Origin of the sequence: Cobetia sp. UIB-001 (assembly GCF_044789135.1) — a bacterium.
Lineage (GTDB): Bacteria > Pseudomonadota > Gammaproteobacteria > Pseudomonadales > Halomonadaceae > Cobetia > Cobetia amphilecti.
Map to the genome: position 1 here is coordinate 3,161,481 of NZ_CP058244.1, position 14,713 is coordinate 3,176,193.

The window sequence follows — 14,713 nt, forward strand, 5'->3', positions numbered from 1 at the left end:
TTATCGATCCATAAGGTTGAGCAGCCTCAGCTATAAGGTTTTCATGTGGCTACAAGCATTCACCATAAAGTCGACCTTATTTGCTGAATCATTTCGCACAAGATGTGTCTATAATGTGTGTCCATCGAACCGTCGAGCCTGGTGCGGCAGCTTTTGCCCCGTCACGGCAGGACGGCCTCCGGAATCCCGGTCGGGTCCGGGGGATGTCCCTCACCAACCTTGAGCGTGAGCAGCCATGTCCTCAACGACATACGATGTCCTGATTGTGGGTGGCGGCGTGTCCGGCACCGCCCTTCTCTATGAACTCGCCCGCTACACCGACCTCAAGTCGGTCGGCCTGGTGGAAAAGTACGACCACGTCGCGATCGTCAACTCGCACGGTCGCAACAACTCCCAGACCATTCACTGCGGCGACATCGAGACCAACTACACGGTCGAGAAGGCGCGTGTGACCAAGCGCACCGCGGGCATGGTGGTCAACTTCGCCACCAAGCTCAGCGAGAGTGAGCGCGATCACATCGTCTACAAGTATCCGAAGATGGTGCTGGCGGTCGGTGCCAAGGAATGCCAGTTCCTGCGCAAGCGTTTCGACACCTTCAAGCAGCTGTTCCCCAACCTGAAGCTGCTCGAGCGTGATGACATCGCCGAGCTGGAGCCGAAGGTGGTGGAAGGTCGTCGTCCTGACGAGGAAATCGTCGCGCTGGGTTCCACCGACGAATATACCGCCGTCAACTACACCACCCTGTCGGAAGCCTTCGTCAGCGAAGGCGAGAAGGCAGCGGCCGAGAAAGGCATGAACTTCGACGTTCGCCTCTCGACCGCCGTGGAAGACATCCGCAAGGAAGGTGACGTCTACAAGGTCAAGACCGACAAGGGCGAGCTCAGCGCACGCTATGTCGTGGTCAGCGCCGGCGGTCACTCCCTGCTGTTCGCCCACAAGATGGGTTACGGCCTGGACAAGTCCTGCCTGCCGATGGCCGGCTCCTTCTACTTCACCCCGAAGGTGCTCAACGGCAAGGTCTACACCATCCAGAACGAGAACCTGCCGTTCGCCGCCGTCCACGGCGACCCGGACGTGCTGGTGGAAGGCAAGACCCGCTTCGGTCCGACCGCCCTGATGCTGCCGCTGCTGGAGCGCTACAATGGCAAGACCTTCTGGGAGTTCCTGAAGGTACTGCGCATGGACCGCAACGTCGTCAAGGCCCTGTGGGACCTGATGAAGGTGCGCGACATCCGCAACTACATCTTCAAGAACTTCATGTTCGAGGTGCCGGTGCTGCGTGAGCGTCTGTTCCACGGCGACATCAAGAAGATCGTGCCGAGCCTGGACGTCAAGGACGTCAGCTTCGCCAAGGGCTTCGGTGGCGTTCGTCCGCAGTTGATCGACAAGAGCAAGCAGAAGCTCGTGATGGGCGAAGCCAAGATCAATCCGGGCACCGGCATCGTCTTCAACATGACGCCGTCACCGGGCGGCACCAGCTGCCTGGGCAACGCCGAGAAGGACATGTATCTCGCCCAGGAATTCCTTGGTTTCAACATCGACAAGGAAACCTTCGAGCGTGATCTGCTGACCGGCGAGATCGAACTGACCGAGATCGAGCGTCCGGAAGCCTCCTCACTGATGTAAGCCTCTTTCGAGACACGCATCGGGATGAGCATCAAAAAGCCCCGCCAGCGAATGCTGGCGGGGCTTTTTGATGGGTGCCTGTTGATGGGTGCCTGGCGGGGGGCGGCCTCAGGACACCGACTGGCCCGACGGGGCCGACGGGGCCGACTGGGCCGACTGGGCAATAGGCTCGTGCACCGCATGCAGACGCTGGATCAGCTGATCCTCCAGCGCGAAGCGCTCGGTCAGCCCCTGCTGCAGACGGGCCAGCCATTCCGGCAGTCGTGCACGATAGTGCTGGCAGCGGGTAGGGCTGGAGAAATCCTCATCGAAGGACAGCACCAGCTCGGTGGAGGGCTCCAGGCGCTGCATCAGCTGCTCGCAGACCGCCAGTGCCGCGGTGTCCTCGAAGACACGGCCTTCTTCCTTGAGCTGAGGATAGACCTCGAAATGCCCCGCCGAGATGTAGTCCATCAAAAGTTCGATGAAGCGATTGACGCGTGTCATCTCGAGCTGCTCGAGGTCATTCACGCAGGCCTCGTGCAGATCCATGAAGCAGACCAGCATCTCGCGTCGCTGGTCCAGCCAGCGATCAACCAACTGATGAACGCCACGAAAGCGTTCCGCCGCAGTGGTGCATTCCTCCAGCATGGGCGCCTCCTCTGGCATGACCCGAACGATAGGGGCTGACATCCGGTGCTCGCCCCGCTGCCAACCCACTATCCTCCATGCCGTGCACGCTGCCAACCCCCCACCATGGTGGCAGGGCATATTGCCTCAACGGCGGAAGCTGCTCCACAGCATCGCCAGCGGCACCAGCGCCAGTCCACAGAAGCCGATCAACGACCACTGCGGGATCGAGAGACCCAGCCATTGCGCACTGATCTGGGCGCACTCACCGGAGGCGTTGAGCACCTGGGTGATCACGTCCCATACCGGCAGCACTTCCAGCATGTAGTTGAGGCCCGGGCCACAGGCCGGCACCTGATCCGGCGGCAGTGACTGCAGCCAGATATGGCGACCCGCCAGCACGACCGCGCCAATGCTGCCGGCCAGTGCGCCCAGCGCGTAGATACGCGTGCCGATGCGTCCGGGGCCATGCAAGGCTCCCAGCAGGAAGAAGGCGCCGGCCACGGCCACCGCCACGCGCTGGAAGATGCACAGCGAACACGGCGCCAGATCGAAGGCGAACTGCAGCACGAAGGCCACGCCCAGCAAAAAGGCGCACCCCAGCGCTCCCAACAGACACCATTGACGCCCGCTCCAGCTCGCCAGGCGGGCAAGCCCGCCCTTGCGCGCGACTGGCTGCTGCCCCGATTGTTTGTCCGCTTGTGTCATTTGCCGTCCTTGCCGGTGGAACTCCAGTGGAGTCATGGGTGAGAAATGACGCAGCCGCAAGGCCATCAAGGCCCTGCGACTGCATTGAGGCTTGCACCGCGTCGTGCCCCGCAGCCGCGCTCAGACTGGCTGCACAGGCCACATACATCATCGGCGCCTCAAGCCTGAGGCGCCGATGATGAAGCGATAGCCGAATCCGTCACTATCAGCGACTGATATCTATCATGCCGTGTCGCGATGACCTGAACATGAATTGGCGTTGCGTCACGAGATCACGCCGGTTGCGTGCCATGGGCGGACGCGAAGTACTCGGCCATGAAGGTGTCGAAATCCTGATGATCGCCCTTCTCGATATCGCCCTGCTGCTGCAGCGAGGTCTCGACCAGCTGATCGAGCAGATAGCCGCGCGCACGCTCCGTCGGCTCTGACTTGAACTGCTCGGCCTGACCCTTGGCCAGCGCCAGCACTTCGTCGACGAAGTTGCTGCCGTTGTCGAGCATGCTGGTCAACAGACGGCCCGACGGTGTGGTCTGGGCATCGTCGAAGCGCGGCGCGAGCGCTGCCAGCGCATCACAGTGCGCGCTGCCGGTCTTGTCGCCACTGTCGAGCAGGCCCGCGACTTCCCCCAGCTCATCCATGATATTGGCCGCCAGATCGCGCAGGCGACGCTCTTCACCATGGACGCTCAGGGTCAGTTCCGGATCACGCCCGGCCTCGACCACGCGACGCTTGCTGTTATCGAGCGTGGCGCATTCCTCGTCGTCGATCCACGGGCTCTCGGTCAGCAGACACCAGATCAGGAAGGTATCGAGGAAGCGGATCTGCGTCTCGTCGATCCCGACCGGCAGGAAGGGGTTGAGATCCAGACAGCGCACTTCGATGTACTCGACACCACGCCCTTCCAGTGCCTGGCTGGGCGTCTCATTCTGCCGGGTGACACGCTTGGGACGGATGTCGGAGTAGTACTCGTTCTCGATCTGCAGGATGTTGCTGGAGAGCTGCGACCAGCTGCCATCGGCCTGCTTGACGCCCAGCTTCTCGTAGTCCTTCCACGGCGTGACGATGGCGTGACGCAGCGTGCCGACGAAGTTGTCCAGCGAGTTGAAGCAGATCTTGAGCTGCGCCTGCACCTTGTTCTGATACCCCAGGTCCGACATGCGCAGGCTGGTGGCGTAGGCCGAGACCAGGCTGCGGTCCGCCTGACGCTTGAGGCGATCATCATTGCCGCCATCGAGGAAACTCTCATCGATGCCCGGCGAGGCGCCGAACAGATAGAGCAGGATCCAGCTGTGACGACGGAAGTTGCGGATCAGCTCGAAATAGCGACGCGAGCGGAAGTCGCGCGCATCTTCCGCCTCTGCCCCTTCCAGCCCCTGCAGCAGGCTCCAGAAATCATCCGGCAGCGAGAAGTTGTAATGGATACCGGCAATCGACTGCATGATGCGCCCGTAACGGACGTCCAGCCCCTTGCGGTAGATATGCTTCATGGTGCCGCTGTTGGAGGTGCCGTAATCGGCGATCGGCACGCTGTCGTTGCCGTGCAGACGCGGAGGCATGCTGGCCGGCCAGATCAGCTCATCGCCCAGGTTGCGATAGCTGAAACGATGCAGGTCAGCCAGAAACTCCAGCGACTCCTTGGGACGAGTGAACACCGGGGTGATGTACTCGAGCAGAGACTCGGAATAGTCCGTAGTGATGTACGGGTGGGTCAGCTTCGACCCCAGAGAACGCGGATGCGGCGTCTGGCTGATGTCACCGCCAGCGGTAACCCGCAGGCCTTCCTTCTCGATACCACGGCGCAGGCGCCCGAAGAGACCCTGACGGGCCTGGGGCGTGAGTCGCGCAATGGCGGACGCGAGTTGCTCGGACAAGGTATGAACCCTTTCGCATGGGGAGAAGCCCTGCCTCTCCGGTCGAATTGGATGACCATGGCCCGCGTGCTGCACCGGATGCCATGCAAGACGCGAACGGCAGGTACCGTTCGCGTCAGGTCAGTATGCCCACATTATGGGCGCGTAAAAAATGCTTTCAAGGCTTATGATTTCGACTTGCGCGCATTGAGCAGTGCTGCTGCCATCGCATTGTTGGCCGGTGCCGCGCCGCCGCTCGCGCCAGAATTGCTGCCGCGACCGCCACGATCCTGACGGCCACCGCCACCTTGCGAGCGCCCACCGCGACCGCCCTCTGCGCCGCGTCGCGCCTCGCCTGCCGCACCTTTCTCGGCGGGAGTATCGCTCATGCGCATGCTCAGCGCGATGCGCGCGCGCGGGATGTCGACTTCCATCACCTTGACGCTGACGATGTCGCCCGCCTTGACCACCTCGCGTGGGTCGGCAACATACTTTTGCGACAGGGCAGAGATGTGTACCAGGCCGTCCTGATGCACGCCGATGTCCACGAAGGCTCCGAAATGAGTCACGTTGGTGACGACGCCCTCAAGCTTCATGCCCGGCTCGAGGTCCTTGAGGGTCTCGACCCCTTCCTTGAACTCGGCGAAGCGGAATTCGGGGCGCGGGTCACGTCCCGGCTTGTCCAGCTCACGCAGGATGTCGGTCACCGTCGGCAGGCCGAAGTGCTCATCGGTGAATTCCGTCGGCTTCACGGTGCGCAGGAAGGCGCTGTCACCCAGCAGACTCGGCAGATCACGCCCGTGCGCCCTGGCGATACGCTCGACCAGCGGATAGGCCTCCGGGTGGACGGCACTGGCATCCAGCGGATTCTTGCCGGAGGCGATGCGCAAAAAGCCGGCACACTGCTCGAAGGTGCGCGGGCCCAGCCGGCTGACCTTGAGCAATTCCTGGCGCGAAGCGAAACGGCCATTGGCATCCCGGTGCGCGACGATATTCTCGGCAAGCGTGGTGTTGAGACCCGCGACACGTGACAGCAGCGCGCTTGAGGCCATGTTGAGGTCGACGCCGACACCGTTGACGCAATCCTCGACGACGGCTTCCAGACTGCGCCCCAGCTGCACCTGACTGACATCGTGCTGGTACTGACCAACGCCGATGGACTTGGGCTCGATCTTGACCAGCTCACCCAGCGGGTCCTGCAGGCGGCGGGCGATGGAGACCGCGCCGCGGATGGTCACGTCCAGGTCCGGGAATTCACGCGCCGCATATTCCGAGGCGGAGTAGATGGACGCACCGGCCTCGTTGACCATCACCTTCTGCAGACGACGGCCGGACAGGCGCGTCAGCACGTCGGCGGCCAGCTTGTCGGTCTCGCGCGAGGCGGTGCCGTTGCCGATGGCGATCAGCTCGACGTCATGCCGCTCGACCAGCTTGACCAGCTCGGCCACCGAGGCGTCCCAGCGATTGTGTGGCGCATGCGGATAGATGGTGGCCTGATCGACATACTTGCCGGTGGCATCCACCACCGCGACCTTGACGCCGGTACGCAGCCCCGGGTCCAGACCCAGCGTGGCCTTGGGCCCCGCCGGCGCCGCCAGCAGCAGGTCCTTCAGGTTGTCGGCGAAGACCTGGATGGCCTCCTGCTCGGCGCGCTCGCGCAGGCGGCCGATCAGCTCGCTTTCCAGATGGGTATAGAGCTTGACGCGCCAGGTCCAGCGCACCACTTCCTTCAACCAGCGGTCCGCGGCGCGCCCTTGATCCTCGATGGAGAAATGCGCCGCGATGGCGCCTTCCATCGGGTGACGCGGCAGGTCGTCTTCGCCTTCCAGCTTGAGCGCGAGGCTCAGCACGCCTTCGTTGCGACCACGCAGCATGGCCAGCGCACGGTGCGAGGGCGCCTTGTGCAGCGGCTCGTCATGCTCGAAGTAATCGGAGAACTTGGCGCCCTCCTGCTCCTTGCCCTTCATGACGCGCGCACTGAGGATACCGTCGTCCCACAGACGTTGACGCAGGCGACCGACCAGCGCGGCGTCCTCCGCGAAGCGCTCCATCAGAATCTGCTTGGCGCCATCCAACGCCGCCTTGGTATCGGCCACGTCCTTGTCGGCAGCGACGAAACCTGCCGCCTGAGCCTCCGGCTCCAGCGTCGGGTCCGCGAGCAGCGCATCGGCCAGAGGCTCAAGCCCCGCTTCACGCGCGATCTGGGCCTTGGTACGGCGCTTCTTGCGATACGGCAGGTAGAGATCTTCCAGACGCTGCTTGCTGTCGGCGGCCAGCACATCCCGCTCAAGCGTGGCGCTCAGCTTGTTCTGCTCGGCGATCGACTCGAGCACGACCTGACGCCGCTCCTCCAGCTCACGCAGATAGCGCAGGCGCTCTTCGAGCTGACGCATCTGGGTATCATCGAGCCCGCCGGTGGCTTCCTTGCGGTAACGCGAGATGAACGGTACGGTCGCGCCGCCATCCAGCAGCTCGACGGTGGCGGTGATCTGTTCTTCGCGCACCCCAAGCTCACCGGCCAGCGCCTGTTGAATGCGGCGAGTGGTGGCAGCGGGCGACAGCGTCGGTGCAGGACGGGAGGTGGTAGCGTCAGTTGCAGTAGCGTCCATGAAACGTCAGTCCCTTACAGCAGAATTCATGCGGCAATATACAGACGGCCCGGTCGTGGAATCGACCGGGCCGTCTGTATCACGATGTCGTCACGTTACCACAAAGCGGCAAGATTGCTTTAGCCGCTCACTGCGCCAGCCGGGATGCCTCCCAAGCGCCTCACGCGGGCACGAAGCGCAGCGCGACACCATTGTTGCACCAGCGCAGGCCGGTGGGTTCGGGGCCATCCTCGAAGACATGCCCCTGGTGCCCGCCGCAGCGCGCGCAGTGATATTCGGTGCGCGGCCAGATGAGTCCGTAGTCGGTCTTGGTCAGAAGGCGGCCTTCGATATGATCGAAGAAGCTGGGCCAGCCGGTGCCGGACTCGAACTTGGTGGCAGAAGAGAACAGCGCCAGATCACAACCGGCACAGCGATACTCCCCCTCGCGATGCTCCTTGTTGAGCTCGCTGGAGCCCGCACGCTCGGTGCCCTCCTCGCGCAGCACGCGATACTGCTCCGGGCTCAGGCGGGCACGCCATTCGTCTTCCTCGAGGGTCAGCGGCGTGATGTCCGCGCCACGCTCGAGCTCAAGCTCCGGACGCGCGGCAGACAGCCTGGGCAGCGCCAGCATCGCTCCCGCCCCCAGCACCAGCCCCATGAATTGGCGACGTTGCATGACGTGTCTCCTTGTAGCAATGAACGGCAATACTGACTTCTACGCGCAGCGGCCTGCGCTGGATGCATTCGCCATGAGAAAGCCCCCACGATGCTGCCATCGCGGGGGCTTGGGTCTCATCGGCTGACGCCAGCCGTCGGGTCAGATGCGCAGACCACCATCACATTCGATCACTCGCCCGGTGAAGTAGTCATTGTCGAAGATGAAGGCCACGCTGCTGGCGATATCTTCCGGGCGGCCCAGGTCGCGCATCGGGATGCCACTCTTGATCTTGTCGAGCATCTCCGGCTTCATGCCGGCGGTCATCTCGGTGGCGATGAAGCCCGGCGCCACGGCACCGACGCGAATCCTGTAACGTGCCAGCTCCTTGGCCCAGGTCACGCTCAGCGCCGCGACACCGGACTTGGCGGCGGTGTAGTTGCTCTGCCCCATGTTGCCGGCGCGCGAGATGCTGGAGATATTGACGATCACGCCCGGCTGGCCGGCTTCGATCATCTGGCTGGCCGCTTCACGGGTGCACAGGAAGACACCGGTCAGATTGACATCGATGACCTGCTGCCAGCTGGACAGCGACATGGTCTTCTCCACCACGCCATCACGCGCCTTGATCAGCAGCCCATCGCGGGTGATGCCGGCATTGTTGACCAGACCGCTCACCGGCCCCAATGCGCTCTTGATGGCCGAGAAGGCGGCCGTGACGGAGTCCTCTTCCGCGACATTGGCCACGAAACCCTGCGCCTTGATGCCTGCAGCTTCCAGACTCGCGACGGCGTCATCCAGGCCGTCCTGTTCGATGTCCAGCAGCGCCAGCACCGCTCCCTTCTCGCCCAGATAGCGCGCCATGGCCAACCCCAGCCCACGAGCGCCGCCCGTAATCGCGATGACCTTGTCGTCAAGCTTCATATCCCGTCTCCCAGGTTGTCTGCCGGCAGTGAGGAACGGCTGCCGGATGCGAGGCCCGCATGCCGTACGGGCGTCACGATCTATGTGTCGAGTGTCCCGCACCGCGTCCTTCAGTGTTGAGCGTCATCGTGACAGAGAATGCCTCGCGATGACGCCCGCTGCCAGCTCGCGGTGAATTCTCATGATGCAGTGCAACAGATCGCGCCGTGTCGTGCCTCAACGCAGGCGAGATCCGCCAACGCAACGCACTGACGGCGTCAACGCACGCCGTCAGCAGCGTGGGCGAAAGCAGGGAATACTGATGAGTGAGCCTCGGCCCGCCCCCTGCGGACGCTTGGGCTCTCCCTGTCCGACTCTCCCTGGCCGGCTCTCGCTGTCCAACTCGCCCTGGCCGGCTCTCCCTGTCCAGCCCTTCTATTGTGCACTGCAACATGCAACATCGTTCAGCATGGCACCGCTACTCCTACAGCGCCAGCCATCCACGCCGCCGACCATCAGCCGCTCATCAGCGGATCATGGCCCGTTCATGAGCCCGATTCGACTGTTCCCCATCCGGCGGCTGGTTTACCCTTGACGCATTGGCGCAACCTGCCATTTACCTGCTTCGGGAGAGACGATGCCCATACTGTTAGTGATTACCCTGTTCGGGTTATTGGATTTCGTGGTGCTGTTCAGCCTCGGCAGCCAGATCGGCCTGCTGCCGACGCTGGCGCTGGTGCTGATCACCGGCGCCGTCGGCCTGCATCTGATTCGCCGCGAAGGTCGCGCGACACTGATGCGCGCCCAGGAACGCCTGCAACGTGGCGAGATGCCTTCCGGCGAGCTGATGGAAGGCGCGGCACTCATCTTCGGCGGCGCCCTGTTGATGGCGCCGGGCTTTCTGTCTGATGCCTTCGGCCTGCTGTGCCTGCTCCCCGCCTCACGGGGACTGTTGACGCGCGGCCTGAGCGGCAATGGCGCGATCGCGCGCTTCTTCAAGGGGCGCTTCTCGGCTGCGGGAACCTCGCGCAGCACCCGCACGGGTGACTGGGAAGCCGACGCCCGTGCTGACAGCGCATCACGCAACAGTGGCGATCAGCAGCACGCAAGCGATAACCACGCAGGACAGCAAGGCAGCAGCCAGCAGACCGGCGAGCCGCTGGAAGGCGATTACATCAGCCGTGACGAGCCGCGCCTCTAGCGCCTTCTCACGCACAAGCACCACGCGCAATAGTCTGCTTGAGAACCATGTTTGAAAGTCATGTTTGAAAGCGATGGGCCCGGCACTGGAACACCAGTGCCGGGCCTTTTTGATTCGTGATATCTCGCTTCACAGGCTCCATCACGCTGCCCCCTCCTGTCCTATCCTCTCCTGTCCTGCACTGTCCAGCCCCAGCGCCTGTCACTGACCGGGTTCGCGCTCTGTGAGCTGCCCGCCCGAATCCTTGCGCCTTGCAATGACGCTCACCCTGGCCGCTGACCGCCCTCTGGCGTCTTGTACCAATGGACACCGTCTGGAGGCTGCCAGCTATATGCCAACGGTGAACGGCTCGATACACTCAAGCCGTTGATTCATCTAGCGGAACCTTGCGGAAAACAGGCTGCAGCCAAGGTGCGTAGCTTTCATGCGACGCACAAGATGCGCCGATTTGAAATTTTTTTATGATCGCCTACTTGAAAGCTGTCCCCCCGCCACCATAAAAGCGGTGCAATGGATAACGGCCACGCCCCCAGCGGCGGGGCCCAACACTCGGTAGGCAACCCCATTGAACGCCAGACTCACCGACAAAGAACGGGAGCTGGCGGGATTTACCATCAGGAGAACGTGAGCAATGAACATTCGTCCCTTGCACGATCGCGTCGTGGTTCGTCGCGTGGAAGAAGAACAGAAAACTGCAGGTGGCATCGTTCTGCCCGGCAGCGCCCAGGAAAAGCCGACCCGTGGCGAGATTCTCGCTGCCGGTAACGGTCGCATCCTCGAAAACGGTGAAGTTCGCCCGCTGGACGTGAAAGTCGGCGATACCGTGATCTTCAAGGATGGCTACGGCGTCGAGAAGCAGAAAATCGACGGCGAAGAGGTGCTGATCATGAGCGAGAGCGACATCCTCGCCGTGGTGGAAGGCTGAGTTTCAGCTTTTTCGGGTTCCAACGCTTCGACTTACTGATTAAAGGTAGAGATAAACATGGCTGCAAAAGACGTTCGTTTCTCCGATGATGCACGCAAGCGCATGGCGCGTGGTGTCAATGTCCTGGCCGACGCGGTCAAGACTACCCTCGGTCCGAAAGGCCGTAACGTGGTACTGGAAAAATCCTTCGGCGCCCCGACCGTCACCAAGGACGGCGTTTCCGTCGCCAAGGAAATCGAGCTGAAGGATCGCTTCGAGAACATGGGCGCCCAGATGGTCAAGGAAGTCGCTTCCAAGACTTCTGATGTGGCTGGCGACGGCACCACCACCGCCACCGTGCTGGCTCAGTCCATCGTCAACGAAGGCCTGAAAGGCGTGACCGCGGGCATGAACCCGATGGACCTGAAGCGCGGCATCGACAAGGCCGTCATCGAAGCCGTCAAGGCCGTGCGTGAGCTGTCCGTGCCGTGCACCGACACCAAGGCCATCGCCCAGGTCGGCACCATCTCCGCCAATGGCGACTCTCGCATCGGCGAGATAATCGCGGAAGCGATGGAGAAGGTCGGCAAGGAAGGCGTCATCACCGTCGATGAAGGTCGCGGCTTCGAAGACGAGCTGGAAGTGGTCGAAGGCATGCAGTTCGATCGCGGCTACCTGTCTCCGTACTTCGTCACCAACCAGGACACCATGGCGGTCGAACTCGAAGACCCGTACATCCTGCTGGTCGACAAGAAGATCTCCAACATCCGCGAACTGCTGCCGGTGCTGGAAGGCGTTGCCAAGTCCGGCAAGCCGCTGGCGATCATCGCCGAAGACATCGAAGGCGAAGCGCTGGCGACTCTGGTCGTCAACACCATGCGCGGTATCGTCAAGGTCGCTGCCGTCAAGGCACCGGGCTTCGGTGACCGTCGCAAGGCCATGCTGCAGGACATCGCTGTCCTGACCGGTGGCACCGTGATTTCCGAAGAAGTCGGCCTCAACCTCGAACAGGCCAACCTGGACCACCTGGGCACCGCCAAGCGCGTGACCATGTCCAAGGAAAACACCACCATCATCGATGGCGCCGGCAACGAAGGCGATATCGAAGCACGCGTTGCCCAGATCCGCGCTCAGATCGAGGAAACCTCCTCTGATTACGACCGCGAGAAGCTGCAGGAACGTGTCGCCAAGCTGGCCGGCGGCGTTGCCGTCATCCGCGTCGGTGCTGCCACCGAAGTCGAGATGAAAGAGAAGAAGGCTCGCGTCGAAGACGCTCTGCACTCCACTCGTGCAGCCGTCGAGGAAGGCGTCGTGCCTGGCGGTGGTACTGCCCTGGTTCGCGTGCTGGGTCAGCTGGTCGACCTGAAAGGCGACAACGAAGATCAGACTCACGGTATCGCCATCGCACTGCGTGCCATGGAAGCGCCGCTGCGTCAGATCGTCACCAACGCCGGTGAAGAAGCCTCTGTCGTGCTCAACAACGTCAAGGCTGGCGAAGGTAACTACGGTTACAACGCCTCTACCGGCGTCTACGGCGACATGTTCGAGATGGGCGTGCTGGACCCGGCCAAGGTGACCCGTTCTGCACTGCAGTCCGCGGCCTCCATCGGCGGTCTGATGATCACCACCGAATGCATGATCGCTGAAGATCCGGAAGACAAGGCCGCTGCCGGCGGCGGCGACATGGGTGGTATGGGCGGCATGGGTGGCATGGGCGGCATGATGTAAGCCAGCCTCACCCCACGACTCACCCGTCGTGACCCGAACCGCTCCTGCGCAAGCAGGGGCGGTTTTTTCATGCCTGTCATTCGGCGAGCGCTGCAAGCTCCATGCGGTGAGCAGCGCGAGTCCCATACAGTGAACGCCGTGGCCCTCATGCAGTAAGCGCCGCGGCTCTCGGCACCTGACGCCTCCCGCTCACCACGCTACACTAGGCGCCACTTTTTGCCGCGACCCGAGACATGGCGCCTGGTGATGGCAGTGCATCGAGGCTGACAACGCATTGAGGCTGAAATGCCTACGGTCACGACCGATGACGCCAACCGCTCAGGCCGCGCGCCTCGCTTGCCCAGGACCTTCTCATGACTGATACCCCCGCCGCTTCCCCGACCACTAGCGCCCTCGACAATGTGCGTGTCGTGCTGGTGCAGACCTTCCACCCCGGCAATATCGGCGCCACCGCTCGCGCCATTCTGACCATGGGCATCAAGGACCTGGTGCTGGTCAATCCGCGCTGCTTCCCCGACGAGGAAGCGACACGCATGGCCAGCGGTGCCGCGGAACTGCTGGAAAATGCGCGCGTGGTCGAGCGCCTGGAAGACGCCGTCAATGACTGCCAGCTGGTCATCGGGGCCAGTGCTCGCCTGCGCAGCGTCCCGCTGCCCCACTTCGATGAGCCACGCGAGATGGCGGCGCACGCCATGGATATCGCGCGCGATGGCAAGGTGGCGCTGGTATTCGGCCGTGAGCGCTTCGGACTGACCAACGAGGAAATCGCCTGCTGCACGCATCAGGTGTCGATCCCCACCAACCCGGACTACGGCATCCTCAACGTCTCACAGGCCGTCCAGGTGCTGGCGCACGAGTGCCGCAGTGCATGGCGTCTGACGCTCGACAAGCCTCAGGAGGCGCCTGTCGCGCGCCGTGAGGATGATCAGCTGCCAACCCGCGAACAGCTCGGCTACTTCCATGAGCATCTCGGTCGCGCCCTGCAGGGCTCCGGCTTCCTCAACCAGCCCCACTCCCAGACCGAAGAGCGGCTGCGCGCCCTGTTCGCGCGTGCCGAGCCGACACGTCGCGAGCTCTCCATCCTGCGTGGCATGCTGTCCAATCTTGAGCGCCAGACGGCAGCGGCGAACGCTGGCGCAGACAGCGAGCAGAGCGATCACGAGGCGTCCTGAGTCGCGCACGGCCGCCCCGTCATGTACTGAGGCTCGGACTGTTGCTACTTGGCTCTCGCCACTTCGCAACAGCCTGTCAGCGCAACGTCATCCTTCTGACATGGATCAAGGTGCACTGTAGACCTTCCGCTATGCTTGATAGGCAAGACGTCAGGCACCGCAGAACCCGGCTCACAGCCTAGGTATAGAAATACGGGTATAGAAATACCGGTATAGAGATACCGGCATAGAGATACGGCACAGACCCATGCAGTAGCTGCAGCCCAGCAAGGAAGTCACGCGCGAAGGCTGCAGTGTCAGGCAAAGGCTCCTTTGCGACCTTGAGACCTGCCATGCAGGTCGAGAACTGCCGCAAGAGCAGACAGAGACGCCGCCATGCCAACACACGAAGGGCCATGACAGGCCAGCGTGGCGGCGCACCTCGAGACACCCACAAGAAGAGCCGACCCTGATCCCATCCACGACCATGGACTCACGGAGCGCCTTTACATGACTCAGACAGCCGCACGACAGACACAGACCCCGGACGCGGAACAGCTGGCCAGCGACATCCACCAGCTGGAAGCTCGCCTGCTCAAGACCGACCCGACGCAGGAACCGACGCTCTACCGCAGCCTGTACTGCACGATCTCGCTACGCCAGATGCAACTGCTGGCCAAGGTCAGTCAGCCCGCAGCCTCGCAGGCGCACTGAACGACGCCAGATGAGGTGGTTGGCAGGTGGCGACTGGTAATGACCAGCAACGACCAACAATGACCAGCAGCC

12 protein-coding genes are annotated in these 14,713 nt (G+C 62.8%); 6 read left to right on the forward strand and 6 right to left on the reverse strand.

Annotation, left to right across the window (positions count from 1 at the left end; genetic code table 11):
- The first annotated feature begins 235 nt into the window (after nt 1-235).
- Nucleotides 236-1,627, forward strand: a complete 1,392-nt coding sequence (locus tag HA399_RS13200) for an FAD-dependent oxidoreductase (RefSeq protein ID WP_043331433.1) — start codon at nt 236-238, stop codon at nt 1,625-1,627.
- A gap of 108 nt (nt 1,628-1,735) precedes the next feature.
- Here the strand turns inward: HA399_RS13200 and rsd are convergent, their stop codons facing one another.
- The 6 genes from rsd to HA399_RS13230 form a co-directional block, all read right to left on the reverse strand.
- Nucleotides 1,736-2,257 carry a sigma D regulator gene (gene rsd / locus HA399_RS13205; protein WP_404325218.1) on the reverse strand — a complete coding sequence of 174 codons (522 nt, stop codon included), beginning with the start codon at nt 2,255-2,257 and terminating at the stop codon, nt 1,736-1,738.
- Nucleotides 2,258-2,383: 126 nt separating this feature from the next.
- On the reverse strand, nt 2,384-2,944 hold the full coding sequence (locus tag HA399_RS13210; protein ID WP_404325219.1) for a disulfide bond formation protein B: 561 nt from the start codon (nt 2,942-2,944) through the stop codon (nt 2,384-2,386).
- Between the two features lie 272 nt (nt 2,945-3,216).
- Entirely contained in the window at nt 3,217-4,815 is a 1,599-nt protein-coding gene (gshA, locus tag HA399_RS13215; protein WP_404325220.1) for a glutamate--cysteine ligase, read from the reverse strand.
- Nucleotides 4,816-4,979: 164 nt separating this feature from the next.
- Nucleotides 4,980-7,403, reverse strand: a complete 2,424-nt coding sequence (locus HA399_RS13220; RefSeq protein ID WP_404325221.1) for a Tex family protein — start codon at nt 7,401-7,403, stop codon at nt 4,980-4,982.
- Between the two features lie 160 nt (nt 7,404-7,563).
- On the reverse strand, nt 7,564-8,061 hold the full coding sequence (gene msrB / locus HA399_RS13225; protein ID WP_107336174.1) for a peptide-methionine (R)-S-oxide reductase MsrB: 498 nt from the start codon (nt 8,059-8,061) through the stop codon (nt 7,564-7,566).
- 141 nt (nt 8,062-8,202) lie between these two features.
- Nucleotides 8,203-8,964, reverse strand: coding sequence for an SDR family oxidoreductase (locus tag HA399_RS13230; protein ID WP_131432585.1), 762 nt, complete (start codon nt 8,962-8,964; stop codon nt 8,203-8,205).
- A 616-nt stretch (nt 8,965-9,580) separates the two neighbouring features.
- Here HA399_RS13230 and HA399_RS13235 point away from each other — a divergent pair.
- The 5 genes from HA399_RS13235 to HA399_RS13255 all read left to right on the forward strand — a co-directional run bounded on the left by HA399_RS13235 (nt 9,581) and on the right by HA399_RS13255 (nt 14,641).
- Entirely contained in the window at nt 9,581-10,144 is a 564-nt protein-coding gene (locus HA399_RS13235) for an FxsA family protein (RefSeq protein WP_404325222.1), read from the forward strand.
- Between the two features lie 631 nt (nt 10,145-10,775).
- Nucleotides 10,776-11,069: a co-chaperone GroES gene (locus tag HA399_RS13240; RefSeq protein WP_043331438.1), complete on the forward strand. Its 294-nt coding sequence runs from the start codon at nt 10,776-10,778 to the stop codon at nt 11,067-11,069.
- A 57-nt stretch (nt 11,070-11,126) separates the two neighbouring features.
- Nucleotides 11,127-12,776, forward strand: a complete 1,650-nt coding sequence (gene groL / locus HA399_RS13245; RefSeq protein ID WP_043331439.1) for a chaperonin GroEL — start codon at nt 11,127-11,129, stop codon at nt 12,774-12,776.
- Between the two features lie 353 nt (nt 12,777-13,129).
- A complete protein-coding gene (locus tag HA399_RS13250) occupies nt 13,130-13,948 on the forward strand; it encodes an RNA methyltransferase (protein ID WP_404325223.1) in 819 nt (272 codons plus the stop codon).
- A 489-nt stretch (nt 13,949-14,437) separates the two neighbouring features.
- Nucleotides 14,438-14,641, forward strand: a complete 204-nt coding sequence (locus HA399_RS13255; RefSeq protein WP_043331440.1) for a hypothetical protein — start codon at nt 14,438-14,440, stop codon at nt 14,639-14,641.
- Nucleotides 14,642-14,713 lie beyond the last annotated feature (72 nt).